Annotated in this window: 22 protein-coding genes; 2 read left to right on the forward strand and 20 right to left on the reverse strand. The window is 37.2% G+C overall.

The window, feature by feature from the left end:
* Window positions 1-167 precede the first annotated feature (167 nt).
* Both E4J94_RS02265 and cydB read left to right on the forward strand, forming a co-directional pair.
* A complete protein-coding gene (locus E4J94_RS02265) occupies window positions 168-1505 on the forward strand; it encodes a cytochrome ubiquinol oxidase subunit I (RefSeq protein ID WP_135834279.1) in 1338 nt (445 codons plus the stop codon).
* Window positions 1506-1511: 6 nt separating this feature from the next.
* Complete coding sequence (gene cydB / locus E4J94_RS02270) at window positions 1512-2588, forward strand: cytochrome d ubiquinol oxidase subunit II (RefSeq protein ID WP_135834280.1); 1077 nt, start codon at window positions 1512-1514, stop codon at window positions 2586-2588.
* Window positions 2589-2726: 138 nt separating this feature from the next.
* Here the strand turns inward: cydB and E4J94_RS17790 are convergent, their stop codons facing one another.
* The 20 genes from E4J94_RS17790 to E4J94_RS02370 all read right to left on the reverse strand — a co-directional run bounded on the left by E4J94_RS17790 (window position 2727) and on the right by E4J94_RS02370 (window position 20578).
* Window positions 2727-3032, reverse strand: coding sequence for a hotdog family protein (locus tag E4J94_RS17790; protein WP_246034237.1), 306 nt, complete (start codon window positions 3030-3032; stop codon window positions 2727-2729).
* A gap of 18 nt (window positions 3033-3050) precedes the next feature.
* Window positions 3051-4517: an MBL fold metallo-hydrolase gene (locus tag E4J94_RS02280; protein WP_135834281.1), complete on the reverse strand. Its 1467-nt coding sequence runs from the start codon at window positions 4515-4517 to the stop codon at window positions 3051-3053.
* Between the two features lie 186 nt (window positions 4518-4703).
* Window positions 4704-5345, reverse strand: coding sequence for a carboxymuconolactone decarboxylase family protein (locus E4J94_RS17890; protein ID WP_135834282.1), 642 nt, complete (start codon window positions 5343-5345; stop codon window positions 4704-4706).
* A gap of 5 nt (window positions 5346-5350) precedes the next feature.
* Window positions 5351-6043, reverse strand: a complete 693-nt coding sequence (locus tag E4J94_RS02290; protein WP_135834283.1) for an ABC transporter ATP-binding protein — start codon at window positions 6041-6043, stop codon at window positions 5351-5353.
* 3 nt (window positions 6044-6046) lie between these two features.
* Complete coding sequence (locus E4J94_RS02295; RefSeq protein WP_135834284.1) at window positions 6047-7270, reverse strand: ABC transporter permease; 1224 nt, start codon at window positions 7268-7270, stop codon at window positions 6047-6049.
* A gap of 4 nt (window positions 7271-7274) precedes the next feature.
* Window positions 7275-8366, reverse strand: a complete 1092-nt coding sequence (locus tag E4J94_RS02300; protein WP_135834285.1) for an efflux RND transporter periplasmic adaptor subunit — start codon at window positions 8364-8366, stop codon at window positions 7275-7277.
* A gap of 4 nt (window positions 8367-8370) precedes the next feature.
* Complete coding sequence (locus tag E4J94_RS02305; protein ID WP_135834286.1) at window positions 8371-9696, reverse strand: TolC family protein; 1326 nt, start codon at window positions 9694-9696, stop codon at window positions 8371-8373.
* An 18-nt stretch (window positions 9697-9714) separates the two neighbouring features.
* Entirely contained in the window at window positions 9715-10296 is a 582-nt protein-coding gene (locus E4J94_RS02310; protein ID WP_135834287.1) for a TetR/AcrR family transcriptional regulator, read from the reverse strand.
* A gap of 83 nt (window positions 10297-10379) precedes the next feature.
* Window positions 10380-10745 (reverse strand): carboxymuconolactone decarboxylase family protein, encoded by a 366-nt coding sequence (locus E4J94_RS02315; protein ID WP_135834288.1) that lies wholly within the window; start codon window positions 10743-10745, stop codon window positions 10380-10382.
* Window positions 10745-11290: a DinB family protein gene (locus E4J94_RS02320; RefSeq protein ID WP_135834289.1), complete on the reverse strand. Its 546-nt coding sequence runs from the start codon at window positions 11288-11290 to the stop codon at window positions 10745-10747. Before E4J94_RS02320 ends, E4J94_RS02315 begins: the two co-directional genes overlap by 1 nt.
* Before the next feature lie 77 nt (window positions 11291-11367).
* A complete protein-coding gene (locus E4J94_RS02325) occupies window positions 11368-12006 on the reverse strand; it encodes a class I SAM-dependent methyltransferase (protein ID WP_246034239.1) in 639 nt (212 codons plus the stop codon).
* 65 nt (window positions 12007-12071) lie between these two features.
* Entirely contained in the window at window positions 12072-13379 is a 1308-nt protein-coding gene (locus E4J94_RS02330; protein ID WP_135834291.1) for an APC family permease, read from the reverse strand.
* Window positions 13380-13385: 6 nt separating this feature from the next.
* Complete coding sequence (locus E4J94_RS02335; RefSeq protein ID WP_135834292.1) at window positions 13386-15446, reverse strand: TonB-dependent receptor domain-containing protein; 2061 nt, start codon at window positions 15444-15446, stop codon at window positions 13386-13388.
* Between the two features lie 60 nt (window positions 15447-15506).
* Window positions 15507-15851, reverse strand: a complete 345-nt coding sequence (locus tag E4J94_RS02340) for a hypothetical protein (RefSeq protein WP_135834293.1) — start codon at window positions 15849-15851, stop codon at window positions 15507-15509.
* 171 nt (window positions 15852-16022) lie between these two features.
* Window positions 16023-17267: an MFS transporter gene (locus tag E4J94_RS02345; RefSeq protein WP_135834294.1), complete on the reverse strand. Its 1245-nt coding sequence runs from the start codon at window positions 17265-17267 to the stop codon at window positions 16023-16025.
* A complete protein-coding gene (locus E4J94_RS02350; protein WP_135834295.1) occupies window positions 17264-17593 on the reverse strand; it encodes a DUF202 domain-containing protein in 330 nt (109 codons plus the stop codon). The genes E4J94_RS02345 and E4J94_RS02350 overlap by 4 nt, the downstream gene beginning before the upstream one ends.
* Window positions 17594-17597: 4 nt before the next feature.
* Window positions 17598-18227: a Crp/Fnr family transcriptional regulator gene (locus E4J94_RS02355; protein ID WP_135834296.1), complete on the reverse strand. Its 630-nt coding sequence runs from the start codon at window positions 18225-18227 to the stop codon at window positions 17598-17600.
* A gap of 13 nt (window positions 18228-18240) precedes the next feature.
* Complete coding sequence (locus E4J94_RS02360; protein ID WP_008992629.1) at window positions 18241-18654, reverse strand: YeeE/YedE family protein; 414 nt, start codon at window positions 18652-18654, stop codon at window positions 18241-18243.
* A gap of 5 nt (window positions 18655-18659) precedes the next feature.
* Window positions 18660-19997: a hypothetical protein gene (locus E4J94_RS02365; RefSeq protein ID WP_135834297.1), complete on the reverse strand. Its 1338-nt coding sequence runs from the start codon at window positions 19995-19997 to the stop codon at window positions 18660-18662.
* Between the two features lie 23 nt (window positions 19998-20020).
* Window positions 20021-20578: a YeeE/YedE family protein gene (locus E4J94_RS02370; protein WP_135834298.1), complete on the reverse strand. Its 558-nt coding sequence runs from the start codon at window positions 20576-20578 to the stop codon at window positions 20021-20023.
* Window positions 20579-20656: the final 78 nt, after the last annotated feature.

Below are 20656 nucleotides of genomic sequence, written 5' to 3' on the forward strand. Positions count from 1 at the left end.
ACAAAGCTAAAAAATTAGAACTAAAATCATCAGATGTCTATTTATTCTATATTGTGTAACAAGTGTTACAATCTTTTTTGTAATTTAGAAATACATTTACAGGTGCATATAAAAAGTGGATATATGCGGAAATAAAACCTGATATTCAAACGCTTAAAATATTCCTTATGGAAGACATGATTCTTTACAATCGGCTACAGTTTGCCTTTACGATTACCTTTCATTATTTGTTCCCTCAGCTCACTATGGGTCTTTCCTTAATGATTGTTTATTTTAAATGGAAGTTTCTCAGAACTAAAAATGAAGATTACAATAATGCATCAAAATTCTGGATGAAGATTTTTGCGTTGAACTTCGCAATGGGTGTGGTTACAGGAATACCGATGGAATTTCAGTTTGGTACCAATTGGGCTAAGTTCTCTGAACTCACAGGCGGTATCATCGGGCAGACACTGGCAATGGAAGGAATGTTTTCGTTCTTTTTGGAGTCGTCTTTTCTGGGTATGTTTCTTTTTGGTGAAAAGCTACTCGGACAGAAACTACACTTTCTTTCCGGATTGATGGTTTTTCTTGGTTCCTGGGCGAGTGGTTTTCTGATTATCGCTACACATTCGTGGATGCAGCATCCCGTAGGGTATGAGATTTTAGAAAACGGAAAGTTTGTATTGAACAATTTTAGTGCTCTGTTCAACAATCCCTGGCTGTGGCCTTCATATCTTCATAATCAAATGGGTTCGTTAGTAACGAGTTCTTTTTTCGTAGCAGCTGTCGGAGCTTTTTATTTATTGAGCAACAGACACAGTCGCTTTGGGAAGATTTTTGTAAAAAGCGGTGTCGTTTTCGGGGTGATTTCTTCTGTCATATTGGCTTTCCCGACGGGAGACTGGGCTGCTAAAAATGTCGTAAAATACCAGCCGGCAACATTTGCTGCGATGGAAGGTATTTTTGAAACTGAAAAAGGTGGATCTGAAATCGTTTTGGTAGGTCAGCCGGATATGGAGAACAAAAAACTGGACAATAAAATCGCTGTGCCCAATGTACTTAGTTTTCTAACCTACCAAAGATGGGATGCCGAAATCAAAGGTTTGAATGAATTTGACGAATCAATACATCCTACCAATGTTCCCGGTTTGTATTATGGTTATCACATTATGGTTGGTTTAGGAACTATTTTTATCGGAATTATGGTGCTTGCAGCTTTCTTACTCTGGAAAGGCAGATTGTATAAAACGAAATGGTTACTATGGATACTGATGTTTATGATTCCGTTCCCTTATATAGCTAACACAGCCGGATGGTATACAGCAGAATTAGGGCGACAACCCTGGCTTGTTTACAATCTGATGCGGATGGTAGATGGTGTTTCACCTACCGTATCTTCTGGAAATACGTTATTTACACTTTTGGGGTTTGTCGGATTGTATTTGCTGCTTGGACTTCTTTTTCTTTTACTTGTTTTAAAAATCATTCGTAAAGGTCCTGAAGCTAAAATTGCATTAAAATAGTTGGTTATGGAAATATTTTGGTTTATTGTATTGATGGTGATGTTGGGAACTTACGTGATTCTCGATGGATATGATTTTGGTGCAGGAATTGTACATCTGTTTTTTGCTAAAACAAAAGAAGAGAAAAAAGCTGTAACCAATGCTATCGGTCCTTTTTGGGATGCCAATGAAGTGTGGCTCATTGCCGCTGGAGGCGTGCTGTTTTTTGCATTTCCTACACTTTATGCTTCGGCTTTCAGTGGTTTTTATCTGCCTTTGATGCTGGTATTATGGTTATTGATTTTCAGGGCTGTAGGATTGGAGTTAAGAGGACAGGTGCATAACCGAATGTGGGAAGCAATCTGGGATAAGGCATTTGGTATAGCAAGTTTATTATTGGCTCTCTTCTTTGGAGCTGCACTCGGCAATGTAGTGAGAGGTGTCAATCTTGGAATGGTCGAAAATGGTGTTTCTACACAGGAGGCTCATTATTTCTTCTTACCACTTTGGAATCCTACGTTTGATCCGCTTGCAGAACAACAGGGAGTTATTGATTGGTTTACCTTGTTATTGGGACTTGTGGCAGTTGTTACATTAACCATTCATGGAGCAAATTGGATAATTCTAAAAACTTCTACTTCACTAAACCAAAGACTTAAAAAGGTCATTTTTAAATTGAATTTTGTATTGCTGGCATTAGTTGTTGCTTCGGCTTGTTTATGGCATTATGTAAAACCCTTTCCTTTAAATAATCTGCAAACGCATTATTGGCTTTGGATATTCCCAATATTTGGTGCAGTAGGTCTAATCGGGTTGTTCCGAATTAATAAATTCAAAAAAGATAGTAGTGGTTTCCTGTTTTCTTCAATGTTTATTTTCGGGAGTTTTGCTACTACGATAGCTTCTATGTTTCCGACATTATTGCCTTCTACAAATGGTGTTAATCCTTCCTTAACGATTCAAAATGTAGCGGCTCACGAATATGGTCTATCTGTGGGATTATACTGGTTTATAATAGCAGCAATACTGGTTGTAGCTTATTTTATTATTCAGTTTAGAGTCTTTAAAGGAAAAATGGACGATGTTGGATATGGTGAACACTAAAAATATCTCTTGTTGCACAAAGAGCATCACCGGCGGAAAGTGTCATATCAACCCATATTTTTCGTCCTTCGATACTTCGTAGTTTTTCTCTTAGTTCCAGTTCAACTCCCATAGGTGTAGGTGCTTTGAAATCTACTTTCAATGAACAGTTACACATCTTACCGGAATAGTTTCTGTATTTTCAAGATCAATATTCTCCCCAACACAAGCAAAGGCTGCGGCAGAACCTGTACGGTGGCAATCCAAAAGAGAAGCCACCAAACCTCCGTAAACACTGCCGGGAAGTGCTGTGGATTTTTCATCTGGCGTAAAATGGGCAATAGTTTCATCGCCCACTAAATACGTTTTCAACTGATAGCCAAAGGGATTATTCTTTCCACATCCGTAGCAATGTGCCAATTCGTCGGCGTATAAATCCTGAATGGCTTTAGATTTATTTTGCATCGTTAGAATTCAAAAAAATTATTTCACAAGTTCGTTCTTTTTTTCCACCCAATCATTGATGCCTCCGGAATAATTCAGAATGTTTTCAAAACCGTTTTTTACAAGAATGGAATAAGCTATTGCTGCACGTGCACCGCTTTGACAATGAATGACAACTGGTTCGTTTTTATTGATTTTATCTAAATTCTTTTCAAGCGTATTTAATGCTATGTTTTCAACACCGCTGATGTGTCCGCTTTTGTATTCGTTTTCGGTACGGACATCAATTTTCTGAACGTTTTTATTTCCTAAATACGATTTGAAAGTATCTATATCAATGGTTTTTACATTTTGCAAAGCCAAATTTTGTTCAGACGGATTGGTAATGTAACCATAGATGTTGTTCATCCCGATACGCATCAATTTTCGCATCAAATCTTCGATTTGATTTTCTTCGGCAATCAAAATAATCTGGTTTTGATAATCGACAATCGAACCGGCAAATGTGGAGAATGTTTTCATATTTTCAATCAGAAAACTTCCCGAAATAAATCCTTGACTCGAAACTGCTTTAGGACGGGCATCTATAACGATTAACCCATTTTTAATTGCATTATCTATTTCTTTTTGATTGAGTTCAGCAAGTTTTGGCACTTCAACCAATAGCGGACGATCTGCTTTGTTCAGATGCTTCATTACCGCAAAATATTTTGGTGGAGCTGGTTGGTCTTTCAAAATATAAGTTACAAAATCTGCTTCTTTCCCTGAAAATTGCAAAGCCGGATTAGTCAGTTTTTCCTGTTTCAAAGTCGATTGTGGAATATTGCTCAAACTTTTTCCACAGAAAGAACCTGCTCCGTGTCCCGGCCATATTTCGGTATTATCTGGTAATTTCAAAAATTTCTCGATAGAACGGTAGAGTTGTTTTGCGCCAAGCTCCTGCGAACCAATCTGTCCGGCTGCTTTCTCCAATAAATCAGGACGACCGACATCTCCTACAAAAATAAAATCTCCGGTAATGGCTTTGATTGGATTTTCTGTATCGTCTTTAACCAAAAAAGTCAGGCTCTCGGGCGTATGTCCCGGGGTGTGAATGACTTCTATCGTAATACTTCCAACCGAAATCTTATCGCCATCTTTCAGTCCGGTATGTGGAAAATCGTATTGCCAATCTTTTCCGCCTTCATCGGATAAATACAAGGGTGCTTTAGTAACTGCTGCGAGTTCTCTCGAACCACTGAGAAAGTCTGCGTGAATATGTGTTTCGGTAATTTTGGTAATTTTCAAATTATGTTTCTCTGCAATTTGCAAATAGGTATCAATGTCTCTTTTAGGGTCGATAACAATTACTTCTTTAGTTTGTGCATCGCCAATCACATAACTTGCCTGTGATAGCGTTTCGTCATAAATACGTTCAAAAAAAAGACCTTGTGCAAACGAGGAATTCGATAAGAAGAGTAAGGCTACCAACCCAAGGAAACTGCTTTTAAAAAAGATAGATTTCATATATTAACTGCTTTAAAATTTCAATGTTATATAATTATCTACACTAACTTCACATGGATATAGTGTAGTTTTAAATTACCAAAATTAGCAATTCTCATTTGGGCGGAAAGTAACATAGGTTACATAGGGGTGCAGGAATAAAAAATCATTCAAAAAAGCAGTTGTTCCATTGTTTTAATCTTTTACCTATTCTTTGTTGGTCTCAAAATAGATATTCGGTCTTCCAAAAATCCATTTTACGAATGAAACAACCAATGCAATCGGAATTATGAATATAGCGGCTATAATCATTCCGTATTCATACAACAAAGAACTATCTGAATAAGGTTTCCCTTTCTTTCTGGCACGGAGTGCACTCATTGGTAAGCCAATCATATTGCCCATCAGCATCAGTTGAATGGCAGCCAATATAATTCTTGCTTCTTCTTTTCCGTATTCTTTTACAATGGCTTCGTATGTTTCCATTTCGGGCAATCCACGTGTTTCGGCATAATGTTGAGCAAATAGGATGGCTTTCGATTCTTCGGGTTTGACAAAGCTTTTGTCTCCCGTAAGGAAACCCGATATTTCATCGTTATTCATTCCCATTTTTAATGCCATCTGCGTATGGGCGTAAGAACATACGGCACAAGAGTTGACCTCAGTTACTGCCAGTTGCAATCTTTCTAAAAATTGCTCATCAATGGTTTTCTGCTTTTTATTTTTGATAAATACTATTGCTGACCTCGCAGCTAATACCAGTGAACGAAATAGTTCTGATAAAGAAACTTTTATTTTATACGAAGTTTGATTTTCAATGTATTGAGGTATAGATATGTTATTATTCATTGTACTTAATTTTTATGTCCGCCAATGATGTTTCCGTCTTTCATTTCTATGGTTCGGTCACTTTTTTGAGCAAATTCATCATCGTGGGTGACAGCAATAATGGTCTGTCCAAAACTGCGGGTCAGGTCTTTGAAAATATCAAAAACAATGTCTGTATTCTTACTATCCAAATTACCTGTTGGCTCATCACCCATAATAATCAAAGGATCATTAATTAACGCTCTAGCAATGGCAACACGTTGTTGCTGTCCGCCCGAAAGCTTATTCGCAGCTTTGAAAGCTTGATCTTCCATACCCAGCATTTTCAACTTTTCATAAGCACGTTCTTCTATTTCTTTTGGAGAAAACTTACCAAGTTTCAGTGCGGGAATCATTACATTTTTTAGGCAGGTAAATTCTGACAACAGGTAATGAAACTGGAATACAAACCCTATTTTTTCGTTTCGGATTGTTGCCAGTTCATCAACCGATTTTCCTGTAATTAATTCATTATCTATCACTAAATTTCCATTATAATCTCTGTCCATAGTGGAAAGGATATAGAGCAAAGTAGATTTACCACTCCCTGACTTCCCGATAAGTGTTAGAAATTCACCTCTCTCTACTTCAAAACCAATATTTTTCAACACCTGAAATTCTACCGGGTCATAAAAATACTTGTCGATATTTTCTGTTTTTAAAACGATATTTTTATCCATGATTTACTTTCTAAAAATGCTGACCGGATCTACTTTTGCTGCTTTACGGGCAGGAATGTATCCGGCAAAAAATGTAATAACTAAGCCCATAACAACTCCCTGAATGAATTTCTGCAGTTCATAATCTACAGGAAAGTATCCTATGTCACCACCGATATATACCTTTTTCAACAAGGTAATCATTAGCAATGCCATCAACATTCCGCCAACTACACCAATCAAGCCAATAGATAATGCCTGCGTTACAAAAATCCGTATCACATCTTTCCCTTTAAAACCAATAGCTTTTAAGATGGCAATGTCATTTATTTTTTGTGAAACGGTCATGTTCAGGATATTGTAAATGCCAAAACCAGCAATGAGCATAATGGCTGTAGAGACAAAATTGATCATAATGAACCGCATTTTGCTGAGTGCCATCAGCGATTCGTTACTCTCTTTCCAATCTTCGGATTTGTATCCGGTTAACTGAGATAACTTTTCGGCAACGGCTGCCGCTTGATACGGATCTTTTACATTGACACTGATGTCTGTTACATACACATTGTTTTCTTTGAGCAATTGCTGGGCGGTGTATAGATTAACGTACGATTTGGTGTCGTCGGCAGTTGAATTAAATGATTGAAAAATACCTGTTACACGGAGATTTTTGGTTACACCTTTTTGTGATGTAAGATTGATATTATCACCAAGTACCAAGTTCATTTTTTCTGCTATTCCTATACCGATTACGATGCCGTTCGGGTCGGATTTCAGGGTTTCAAATTTGCCTTCAACCATTGATGATGTAATGCTGTACATCATATCTGCTTCGTCTGGCTTTATCCCGATGCTTAATCCACTCACCTGAGTTTTTCCGTTATTATAAAACACGCTTGTGTTGACTTGGGCTGTTACCACAGTTACTTCCTTCTGTTGTTGTACCATTTCTGCAATACCGTTCGGGTTAATGATGGTATTGACTTTGGGTACTACTTTCGGATTGGAAATCAGGTACTCGGCAGCAGTATCACTTACCAGATTTTTGCTGATGACATCATCATTGTACAACCGAATATGTGGAGTGTTTTTGAAAATATTTTCGTCAGATGCTTTATCAAAACCAACCAGTAAACTGTTCATGAAAATATAGATTGACATTCCGAGCAATACCCCAAGAACGGCTACAGCAGTCATTTTTTTGCCTGAAAAAAGGTAAGTTCTGGCTATGTCTGTATTAATATTCATCAGTCTAAAGTTTTATATGTTCCAGAATATCATCTTTGCTGATTCCTTCCAATATTTCTACATATTCGGTAGAAATGATACCTGTTTTTACAACAACGGGTTCGTCTTTTCCTTTTAGTTTTACCTTATTTCCAAAGCCCAAATAACTTCTCGGAATTAATAAAGCATTCTTCTTTTCGCTTGTCAAAATATTGGCTTCCAACTGTGTGCCGTAAATACTACTTGAAGGTGCTTCATTCAGCAACACTTTTACAACAAATGATTGTGTTTTTTCATCAAATGCAGCCACTATTTCACTGATTTTGCCTTCGTACACGTTGCTTTTATCTGTGTTAAACTGAATATAAACCAATTGTCCCAATTTTATTTTTCCGATGCTTTTTTCATCTACATTCAATACCACTTCCGGTTTGCTGTCATCAGCAATTGTAGCAACAATATCTCCTTTTCTGACATAATCGCCTGTTGATTTCAGCTTGTTGACAATCGTACCATTTTGAGGTATTATCAGTTGATTGTATCGTTCTATCACTTTGCTGTTTTGTAGCTGATTTTTGTTAGAAATCTGCTGTGTTTTGGCACGTTGCAATAGTTCTGCTTTTTGCTTTTTTAAGGCATTCAGCTGTGCCAGTGAATTTTTTGTTGCCAGTTGCATATTTTCAAATTCTACCTTGGCTACACTTTGCTTTTGGAAAAGTCGTTCATAACGTTCAGCTTGTTGTTTGTCTTGCTCGTACTTGCTTTCGGCATAGCGAATGTTTTGTTCCAGTTGCTGAATGGCAGGCGAATTTTCCGTTAGGTTTTCGTTGGCAATGGTTAATTGTTCCTCTGCCGAATGCGTATTGATACGGTTAGACGGATTGTCGATAACCGCAATAACCTTTCCTGTATTCACTTTGTCTCCCACCTCAAAATTGGCTTCTGTAAGTATGCCATCTGTTTGTGCCGTGAGATGATAGGCATCATCCCAATCGAGCATTCCCGATGCAAAAACTAATTCTTTTATATCTTTTACCACCGGCTGCGCTTCTTCCTTTGAACCACAGGATTGTAGTGTAACGAACAGTACAATGGTAACGAACAACTTTATTTTCATACGTCTAAAACTTATTATTGATGATAATTTTATTTTCACTAAATCCAATGCCTGCCAGAGCTGTAATAACATTTAGCTGGCTCAGCAGCATATCAGTTTGTGCAGTAAGTAATTTGTCTAAGGGCAGAATATTTTCCTGATATTGATCGAAGTATTTCTGATAAGTATCTTCTTTCAGGGTTTGAATTTTCTTAAAGTTTTCGAGCTGTGAAGATGTTTTTTCGTACTCCACCAACAAATTGCTATTGCGGGTTTCGTTTTCACGCAAAAAGTGAATACGATCATTTTCGGCCATTTGCCATTGCATTTTTTTCTCTTTTACCGCCGAATATTTTGAAACGGTAGTAGGTAAATCCCAACTCAAACGAAGACCAACATAATTATATCTAATCCAATTGGAATTAGGATGAAAAAAGGACTCATTACTCAAGTTTTGCCAATTAAAGGAAGATACAAATCCCAAAACGGGTAACTGTTGTTTTTGTGCCGCTTTCCATTCCTGTTCTGCCACTTTTTCTCTCAGCTGATAATGGTTTACCCATAAATTGTTGTTTGCTTCTGTCAATATTTGTTTATGATCAAAATCTCGAATGTTTTGATTTAAAATGGGATTGACTTCATTCTCAAAAAACAAAGCAAGATTTTGCTGTTGGATTTGGATATTAAATTGCAATTGCGAAAGCTGATCCTGTAATCGAATAAGGTTCACTTCGGCTTCGTTTACATCTTGTTTGCGTACAAGTCCTTCTTCAAATCTGTTGTTTACGATGGTTAAAATTTGTTTTGCAATGACGATATTCTGCTCTACCATCTGTTGCTGTCCCTGAAACGATAAGATATTAAAGTAAATGCCGTTCAACTGGTCATAAATAGTCCATTCGTTTATTTTTTGCTGATTGGCTACCAGTTCCTGATTGGTTTTGGCAAGTTTTATACGGCTTATATTTCCAAGGTTAATAATATCGAACTGCGGTTGTATGCTGAATGTGCTGACATATTGTAAACCCATTGTGATTTCTCGAAAAGAACCTGGCAAACCGCCGAAAACTTCAGCAGGAATATAATTGGTTTGCAAATTCATATTATCAATAACCTGAGCCGATACCGGAATTCTCGGATTAAAGGCATTTCCAACTGCGGTTTTTCTGGTCAGCTCTGCTAAATTTTGCTGGATGATGTCATTTCTGAAACTGACTTTTTTCTCCTTTGCAAAGGCAAGTACTTCGTCCAGCGTGTGAAATTCTTTCTTCTCCTGCGACCATACCATAAAAGGCAAGAAAAGGATGACTATTAGTAATTTATGTTTGTGAATATTCACTAACTTTTTCATTCAAAAAAATATTATAAATTAGACCTTTATTAAAGCTAAAATGCTATTCATTGTTTTTTGTCCCTGAACCTCAATATCAAATTCAAAAGAAGCCAATTTCCACTTCAGCATTTGCAGCCGAAACGTACCCATAACGATATGCACGAGTTCTTCTGAAGCTATTACTGTTCTAAAAACACCTGTCTCTTGTCCTCCCTTTATCAGGGAATTGAAACGGATGAAATTAGTTTGTAATAATTGCTGTATGGCATTTTTTACCTCCTCGGAATTATCAATCAACCCGTCTGATAAAACAATATTGATGAAACACGGATTTTGCTTGAAATACGAAAACTGACTTTTAAAAAGTGCTTTAAACTTTTCTTCCGGTGATTGTTTTGTATTGATAATAGTATCAAAACGCTGGGTAATATTTTCTGATAAATAGGCAATTAGTAGTGTTACGATTGCCTCTTTATTTTTGAAATGACGATACAAAGCACTTTCTGAAAAATGCATTTCCCGAGCCAAATTTTTAGTTGTAAGCCCTGCAATGCCACTTTCCATCAATATTTTACCTGATGCCTTTATGATTTCCAGCTGTCTTTCAGACAAATCCATTTAATCCAAACTATTTTAAAAATGTAAAAGTAGTTTAGCTCATTAAGCTACACTGTAACAAAGGTTACACAAATAAAAAAATTTTAAGCCAGCTTTTCAATTGCTTCAAATACGCAATCTACTGCCATGCTAAATGCAGGCATTCCACCTGTAATGGCTGCGGTTTCGCAAACTCCAAAAAGTTCTTTTACGGTAGCTCCGGCTTTTAAGGCTCCTTTGGCGTGCAATTTTGCAGGTTCTTTGTGCATACCGCCAATCAATAGAGCAAAATGAACCAATTGCTGGGTTTTCTTGTCCAACGGATTGTTGTAAATGAGTTGTTCTCGGTATTTTTCGATGATTTCTATGGCGTCTGTTTCGTCTGAAAGTGCTGCCACTTTTAACCTTTTTTCGATGTTTTCCGGAACGAAACCCAGCAGTTCTTCGTACTTTTTTCTAATGTTTTCCATTAGCCGATTAAGGTTGAAGTGTTGGGCCATTCCATATATTCAGCCGGATAAATTCCGTTTTGGCGCATCAGCATATCCACCTGTCCTAAATGATACGAATGATGCCCAAACGTAATCCACAGAAATGCCATTACCGTGTATTTCCGTCCCATAAAGGAAACGGTTTTATTCAAATCTTCTTCGGTATAGCTTTTTAGGATTTCAAATCCTTTGGCAAAAACGTCTTTATATTTTTCGACCAGTTCTTGTCCGTCTGCAATGTTTTCCAATAAAGAAGCGTTATCTGGTTTTGGAATTGCCAGTCCGTTTTCTCCTTCCTTCATCGCTTGAAACCAATGAATTTCTGCCAATACAAAATGACGGATTAATCCACCTATATTAATCGTATTGACACGGGTTCCGAGATACATCACTTCGTTATCAATTGGTGTACTTTTAAACACTTCATCAGGAACATCTTTCAGTAATTCCAACGTTTGAAGATAAAGTTGTTTGTGGATATTTAAGAAGCGGTTAAATTCCTGTACTGTTGTTTTATTTTCCATTATTCTTGCATTTAAATTTTTGTAAAATTAATCGGGAACTAAAAGATACACAGTAACCATTGTTACAGAAATAAAACTTATTTCGCTTTAACAATAAATTGATACGGCAGTAAATCTACATTCACTTCAAAAGAAGTATAACCAGCTTTTTTCAATTCTGCTACTACTTCATCAATCGAAACTTTATGGTTTGTTGGAGGTCCCACCGGAACATCGGTTTTAAAGAAATCAATCACCACTAATTCTCCGTCATTTTTCAAACCTTTTTTTACTTTTGCAAAATACTCGGCTCGATTGTCAATATGGTGATATGAATTTACGATTAACACCATATCCACTTCATTGTCTTTCAAATCAGGACTGTCAAAAGGTATTTTGCGAAGAGTGATATTCTCGATTTTGTTGTCTTCAATACGTTTTTTTAGGAAAGTCTGAAACTCATCATTTACATCGGCTGCAATTACATTTGCTCCGTGTTTGGCAAGTTTCACAGAAAAATATCCCGTTCCCGCACCAATGTCCATAATGGCTTTTCCATTGATGTCGCCTAAGTATTGCATCACCTTGTGCGGTTGCTGGTATTCGTCACGTTCTTTGGATTCGAAACGGTTAATCAAATCATCCGTAGAAGATTTGTGCATATATTCATTTGCAGAGTGTGCAGGTTTTCCGTCTCCGTGACCGTGATGCTTTTTGTTTTGATGTTCCTGTGCCATAATTGTACTGGTTGAGGCAATCGCAAGGATTGCGGTAATAATTTGTTTTTTCATTTTATATTAATTTAATAATTAGACTTTTCTAATTTTTTACTCCAGAAATAAGTTCCTGTTCCAATGAGTAAATTGCTCATTCCTAATATTGTTTCAAACGGATTATTGATAAACGCGTAGGTAATCATCCATACAGATAAAAGAATAAACACAATTTGAAACAGCGGAAATAATGGACTTTTGAAACCTTTTATTTGTTGATTTTGATTTTGCTTTCGCAATTTGAATACACCTAAAACCGTCATTAAAGAAGAAGCCGTGAGCAATATTCCGCAATAAATCATAATCTGTTCAAAGGTTCCGGTAAGCAACAATAATGCACTGATGCCAAACTGCAACCACAAGGCTCTTTTAGGAATGCCGTTTTCCTGTGTTTGAAAGTACGACCAAAGACGATGTTCTTTTGCAATGCTTAATGTTACTCTCGGACCAACCCAAACCATTGCACTAATGCCTGAGATTAACAGTAATGAAATAGCCAACCCAAAGAAACTTCCTGCTTTTTCTCCCAACATTTGCTTTGTAGCAATGGTGCCTACATTTAGTTGCCCGGCCAAATCGTTAACCGGAACGTGTTTCAGAAAAACGTATTGCAATAAGGTGTATAAAACCGTTACCAAAACCGTTCCTCCGATAAGTGCTTTGGGTAAAGATTTTAAAGGATTTTCAAATTCTTCGGTAATATAAGCTGCCGCATTCCAGCCCGAATAGGAATAGCTTACATAAATCAAGCCGATGGCAAAAGCTGTTGAGGTCAATTCCGTAAAATATCCTTTGTAAGTAATAATTTCATTTCCCGAATGTTCCGGTAAAACCAAACCAATACTGATGATTATTACAATCAAAATTACTTTGAGCAAAGTACTGATGTTTTGAAATTCGGCACTCAGTTTCAAACTTCGGGTATGGATTAATGTGATGACAGCGACCAAAGCAATACTCATCCATTTGACATTGAAATTCCCAAATGGAAAATACTCCGAAAAAGCAATCGCTGCCAAAGCAACAGGTGCTGCAAAGCCAACGGTAAGCGAAATCCAACCTGACAAATACCCGATTAAAGGATGGTATATTTTGGAAAGAAAAGCATATTCGCCACCCGATTTTTTAATGGCGGTTCCTACCTCTGCATAGCTGAATGCTCCTGACAAAGCTAATATTCCGCCTAATATCCAAAGCGAAATAACCACCATCGGATTGTTCAGCTCCTTCAACTGAAAGCCAAGACTGGTAAAAGCTCCTGTGCCAATCATATTCGCAATGACGATCGCTAAGCCGGTGATAGTGGTTATTTTATGTGCTTTGGTTAACTTGCTCATTTTCCCTTAAAATTTATATTGAACAAAAACGGTAAAATTTCTTCCTTGTTCATTGATGGGAACATTAGCAAAACCTTCCTGATTGCGGAATGCAAAATTTAGATGATTGTGGTAAGTCTTGTCAAAAATATTCAGTCCTGCAATACCGATGCTCCAATTTTCAACAGGTCGGTATCCTAAACGCAAATCCATTGTTTGATAACCTCCTGTACTTATTTCTCCAAAGGAAGGTGCTAATTCATTTTGTGTTGCTACAATGTTGTACTGCATATTTCCCCAGAATTTAGTGTTTTCAAATCCTGCAGATATACGTGCCGTAAACGGTGGAATTAACGGTAATGACTCATCAAAATCTTTATTGCGTGCATATACATACGAAAGGTCTGTTTTTAGAAAATAATGATTGGCAAAATCTAATTTAACTGAAACATCCACTCCGGTTTTGTAAGCGTCACGTATGTTAGTAAATACTTTAGCATCCGTTCCGATTGCGGGTTCAATGACTGCCGAAATGTAATTGTCCAAAAAGGAATAATAGACCGAACCTTCAAAATAAAGTGTGTTGAAAAAATCGTTTAGGTTTTCGTATCCGCTTACTCCAATTTCAAACTGGTTATTGATTTCCGCTTTCAAATTGGGATTTCCGGTATAAGTATAATTGTCCTGACCTACGTTGAACCGATTGATGTAACGTTCAATCATATTGGCCGAACGAACGCCACGCCCGTAAGCCAATTCTATAAACAAGCGGTTGCTGATTGCTTTTTTAAGGGAAAGTGTTCCGCTGATATTGTTTTCGGTTCTCTTTCCTAAATCATAAAGCGAAGCAAAATCGTTTTCGGGTTTACGAATGTCGGAAATAACCCTATCGTACCGCAATCCTACTGTTAATATATAGCTTGGAGCAAAATTCCATTTTCCTTCTGTGTAAATGCCCAAATCATCAATATAAGAATCTTGCCATATTGAATTAATCCGTGTGACAGGGTCCGTAAGCGGATTGCCGTTCTGTATCTTTATCAAGCTTGTTCTGTCACCATCTCTGCCGATGTGCAGGTAATCTATTCCGCTGAAAAAATGCAGTTTATCCGATGTTTTCCATTCCAACTCCGCTTTTATTCCTGCCGTACGGGATTCTACTAAGGCAGAAGACTCGGTAGCTCTTGCGGTAGAACGGTCAAAATTAGTCATCAGATGATCTACATAACTGTAATAGGTTTTTACTTGGAATTGTTGAATGATTTTTCCGAAATGTTGCCATTTATAATCCAACGAAGCAATGCTGCTATTGTCAAAATCGGTATCCATCGGTAAACCTGCGTGTAGCACATCCCGACCAAAAGCCTGTCTCCATGCGGCTTGTATACGGTGATTCTTTTCGATGTTATAACCGAATTTTAATCCGTAATCGGTACTTTTAAAAGCCGACGGAATTTCTGTCCCGTCACCATCTTTGTAGTTGTCATAATTGCGGTAACCGAAATTTCCGGCAAGGTCGAATTTATCAGTGACGTATTGTAATTGAGCCATTCCTACATACGCATTTCCATTGGTTTCATAGCCCGAAGCTACTGAACCATGCAAACCGTGTTTTCCTTTGGATGGATTGCGGGTAACGAGATTAACAATGCCACCAAATGTAGCTCCATAACGAACACTGTACGGTCCTTTGATAATTTCGATTTTTTCGATTTCCTCAGGAGCGATATGAGAAGTAATCGGGTCCATTCGGTTGGGACAGGCGTGCATCGCTTTGATACCACCATCGTATTGAATATTCAATTGTTCATATTGAGCCCCCCTAAAAGTCGGGTCCATTGCATAGTTTCCTCTTTTGATTAGTGAGAAACCATTGATATCGTTAAAAAGTCCTGCTACATTCTTGGGTTGTACTATTTTTTCATTGTAGTTGTTGGAAATTTTGCTAAAAGTTGGGTTTTCTAGCCTGTATCCGTTAATAATAATTTCGTTTAAGATAGTCGTTTTTACGCTATCTTGTTGCTGTTTCTCTTGTGCCGCAGCCATAAAAGGCATTGCACAAAGTGAAACCCAAAGTATTGATTTCATTTTGTTTAAAAATTTGATGAATAATAAATATGTCCCGTGAATACATCAGGGATTTTGAATTTAGACCATCAAATTTTCGGGTGGGTGTTTGCATTTATCCAAATACAGAAAAGAGTATAAAGATTGTTGGGCAATGATTTTTTTCTTCTGTAATCTTTCGATTGTTATAAACTCTAAGGTGAATTTTTCGGTAGGAATAAAGTCAGGAAAGATCAGAGTGGTTATATGTTCTGGAATTTTATCCTCTTTGTCGTAAGTTTCTTTTGTGGCTCTGCTCAAACTACATTTACCATCACAGTGCATTTCGGGTTTGTCCTGATTTTCGCAAAACAGTTCGATGTAGGTTTCTCTGTCTATCAAATAAAAAGCATAATGAAATTGTACATAGAATGTTCTAAGCACCATAGTGAAAAGGAAAATGTACAAGACTATTTTTTTCAAAGAGAATCGTTTGAAATCATTATTGCAACAAAGTTATTTTTATAAAAGTTTTTTTATCGTAACAATTGTTACAGAAGAATAAATTATAACATTAGTTCGTTGTCAATTTATAAACCTTTCTTCAAATCACTTTTTTTAAGCTATAGCCTCTTTCATCCTTATCCATACGATAATACCAGAAATAAATGTAATTATTCCTGCTATGTGAACAGCCCATTCTAATCCGAAGAAGCTACCGACTATTCCTGCCATCAATGCACCAAGAGCATAGCCCATATCTCGCCAAAAACGATACACGCCCAGGGATGATGCCCGCCAGTTGGGATGTGCAGTATCGCTTACAGCTGCTAATAAAGCAGGATAAACCATTGCAGTTCCAATGCCCAAAAGTACCGAACCAATCAAGCCCGATGTTAAAGGCTGAAACCATTCAAAACCGATAACAACATGGCCTAAAACCTGGACGAACATTCCCCAAACAATCAATGGTTTCCTTCCGATTTTATCGGCTAAAGGTCCGGTAACAATTTGCCCTACGCCCCAAACGACAGGATAAACGGCTTTGATCCAGCCTATACCTTCCAAGCCTACTCCCATAGACATAAAGAGCAAAGGGAATACACCCCAAGACATTCCGTCATTCAGATTGTTTATGAGTCCTGCTTGAGAAATAGAAAACAGGTTTTTGTTTTTAAATGAAGTCTCTTTGAACACCCACCATAAGTTGGGCTTATGAGCAGATTCGTCCGTTGATACTTGCCTGGCCTCTAATTGAGCAAATTTTCGGGTATCTTGTACTACAAAAATGGAAAGTAATAATCCAACAAGGGTATAAGCAATTCCGATATAAAAAGGTTGCGGTCTCAGTCCGTAATGAGATGCTAAATAACCCGTAAGCAATGCAGTCAATCCAACCGCTCCATAACCTGCGGCTTCGTTTAACCCCATTGCCAAACCTCTATTTTTCTTACCTGCCAAATCAATTTTCATATTGACGGTCATAGACCAAGCAAATCCTTGGCTGATACCCAGTAATACATTGGCAAATAAAATCCAATTCCAAGACGGTGCAAAAGCTAAAAGAAATGGAACAGGTAAACCAAATAACCAACCCCAGATCAAAACTTTCTTTCGGGTATATTTGTCTGCCAGCACACCCGAAATCAGGTTGGTAAATGCTTTGACAACACCAAAAGCAATGATAAATGAAAAAACAACAACATCGGATTGTATATGAAACTCTTCTGTGCCAACCAATGGGACAACGGTTCTTTCCAAGCCGACCATGCCCCCCACCATCATATTGACAAGGACAAGTAAGGTGAATTGCTGCCAGTTTTCTTTTAATCCTAAGCGTATTTTTTCTTTAGTTTCAATCATTCTACCTTTTCATATTTCAGCTTATAATCTCCTATATGAATTTCACTTTGTTTGATTTTTTTGTGGTTGCGGAAATAGTTGATAATGCCCACAACGAGTAAAAGCCCGGATATAACGAACAAGATATATTCAAAAATAACCGCCTCGTTACCATCAACGAGCTTGTTGACACTAAGTCCAGCCACCAAAAAATACATGGAGCTTCTTAAAAATGAAAGAAATGTCGATTGATTGGCAAGAAATGTACGTTGGATAGCTAATTCTTCTCTAAGTATCAGGTCTTTTTTGAAAGGTGAATTTATTTGTTCGCCTTTGGTTTCTTCCATAGCGTTAGTTTAACAATTCTATGTTATTGCGATTCAGCTTTATTTTTCCTTCATTTTCCAAAGCTTTCAACAATCGGGAAATAACCACTCGTGAACTGTTGAGTTCATAAGCAATTTCCTGGTGGGTTTTGGTAATGATATTGGAGTCGTTTATTTTACTCTTTTCAAACAAGTAATTATAAAGTCGCTTATCCATATTAGTAAATGCTATATTGTCTATGGCTGCGAGCATCTCATTGAAACGGTTATTATAACTTTCAAAAACAAAAGCACGCCAGCTTTTATATTTACCCATCCATTCTTCCATTTTCCCTACGGGAATCATCGCTACCAAACCATTATTTTCTGCCACTGCCCGGATTTCACTTTTTTTATCGCCCATACAGCAGGTAAGTGTCATAGAGCAAGTATCTCCTTTTTCGATAAAGTATAGTAATAGTTCACCTGTATCAAAATCTTCACGCATAATTTTGATAGCTCCACTGATTAGCAAAGGCATGGTTTTGATATATTTACCAATATCTATCAATACATCTCCTTCTTTGAATTCGACAACCTTAGCGACAGAAACGATTTCGTCAATGAGCTCTTTTTCAAATATACCACGATAGGTTTCACGGATTAATTCTTCCATAATTATTTTGATTTTAATGAGGCAACTTATTTTTTATTAATCCATAAAACCAAGTGCCTAATACAGCTCCTAAAATTACAACTAATATTGGGAAATAACCTGCTCCTGTCATTACAAACATAGGTCCCGGACAGGCTCCTGCCAATGCCCAACCCAACCCAAAAAGAATACCGCCTATTAAATAGCGTGGGATACTTTTGTCCTTATCTGCAATAACAATAGGATTGCCATTCACGTCTTTTACTTTGTTTCTTTTGATGTACTGTACTATGATTATTCCTACTGCTAAAGCTGTTCCCATCAGTCCATACATGTGAATCGATTGAAACTGGAACATTTCATAAATCCGGAACCATGATGCGGCTTCGGATTTGTACATAACAATTCCGAAAAATGTTCCGATTAGTAAGTAAACTATATTTTTCATTGCTTTTAAAAATTAAAATTTGTTATTAGATTGATTTGGTTGTAATCGCTTCTTTGTGCAACCAATTTTGTGTTATGCTCGCTCTTATTTTGTTTCCAGACATATAGTAACTCGACATGAAGCCCTTTTAAGAAATTGGAAAATTCATAATGAAGACGTGTATTGATCTGGTAATAATCATCGATATTGTATTTGTTTAATTCATAGTCATCTGTTACTGCTCCATGGGTAGTGGTGGCATCGATATTCAAAAATAAATGTTTCCAACTGTACTGATACCCGATAGCAAAGACATCAACTCCACCGAATCCTTCGATACGGCTTCTGGTCATCGAGGTGTAAAACTGATCCCGTCCCAATTCCTTTGGAAATAAATACCTGCCTGATTCAAAAGCTTTAGTATAGGCTGCTTTAAATTGTGATGAGCCATTATTGTATTTCAGCATAAAGCTGGCTACTTGTCCGTTTTCATTTGGCTGCACATACCGATTTTCGTAAGGCAAATTTTCTTGGTAAGCATTCGGAATCTGATAAGAATAAACCATGCCAAGCTCCCAATTCTTTTTTGTATACTCCAGTTGCAACCAGGAGGTGTTGATGAATTTATCCAAATGAAAATTCCAAAAATTGGCTTTCAAATTTTTAAGTCCCTTTCCCAAATGCACAATCGCTAATCCTTGTGAATGCGTTGTTTCTTTGTAATCGGCTTTTTCTCCGTTTGGTAAATAGCCGTTATCGGTAAGTCCTATAACCTCATCCATTGAAAACCATTCTGTCATTGATCTCGGGGAAAATCTATGAATCCAGGCTATATCAGCATGAAATTTTTCATCTTTTAGATGCAGCCAAGCTCCCTGAAAGGCAAAAGGCTTCATTCTTCCATCGCTTTTATTCAATAAGGGCGTATATTCTACCGGAATTTTCCCATAGGTTACGTACGAATTTTTCCAATGATATTTGATATACAGTTCCTCCAATCTGTCCAAATCTTTAAAATTGTCCTTATGATTTACATCGAATAGTTCCTGTTCCCACCGTGATGATTTATTGGTCTGATCGTAAGGTTTATTCAAATCTGATGAAAACAGTTTGTAGGTAAATATCCCTGAAACACCTAACTGAAAACCCTTGTACGATTTGGTTTCATAACTTAATACACCTCCAATGGCATTGGCATGATAATCATTCCCATGATTGTTTTCTGTTGTCAGAAAATAGTTTCGGATATGACCGCTGATTTCGCCTTCTTTCAGATATGAAACCAATGATTTATTTTCAACGGTATCTTTTGTGTGGTTTTCCTGTGCTTTTATTGGTTGAGAAAGTATAACTACAACCAGCATTACCACCAGCCTTTTCATCGGTATTAAAAAATTAAAGGAAAAATAAGATGTACCATAATTAATCCTCCAATGAAAAATCCAATAGTAGCAATCAATGACGGTAACTGTAAATTACTGATACCTGATATGGCATGACCTGAAGTACAACCACCTGCGTAACGTGCTCCAAAACCAACCAATATACCTCCTATCAATAGTATAGCCAATGTCTTAGGATCTGAAAATGCTTCCGGTCCAAACAATTCTGTCGGTACGTATGCTTTCCCGGCACTTTCAAAACCTATTTCCTTTAAATGCTCAACCGTTTTCGGGTTTAAATCAGGTATTTGATTATCCGACAGATAATTTGAAGCTAAAAATCCACCGATGATAGCTCCGCTCATTACCAATAAATTCCAGCGTTGTGCTTTCCAGTCGAAACAGAAAAAATCACAAGTTTTGTCGGCACCGCACATGGTGCACAGTGTTCTTAAATTGGACGACATTCCAAAATTTTTACCTATATAAAGTAAAACAAACATCGTCAATGCAATTAATGGCCCACTTACATACCACGGCCACGGTTCTAAAATCCATTCCATAAATTATAGTTTCATTTTTTTTTATTGTTGCAAATTTCGGATTATAAAAAGAGATAGTCTGTTACATAGGTTACACAA

The sequence above is a fragment of the Empedobacter tilapiae genome (genome assembly GCF_004785645.1).
Classification (GTDB): Bacteria; Bacteroidota; Bacteroidia; order Flavobacteriales; family Weeksellaceae; genus Empedobacter; species Empedobacter tilapiae.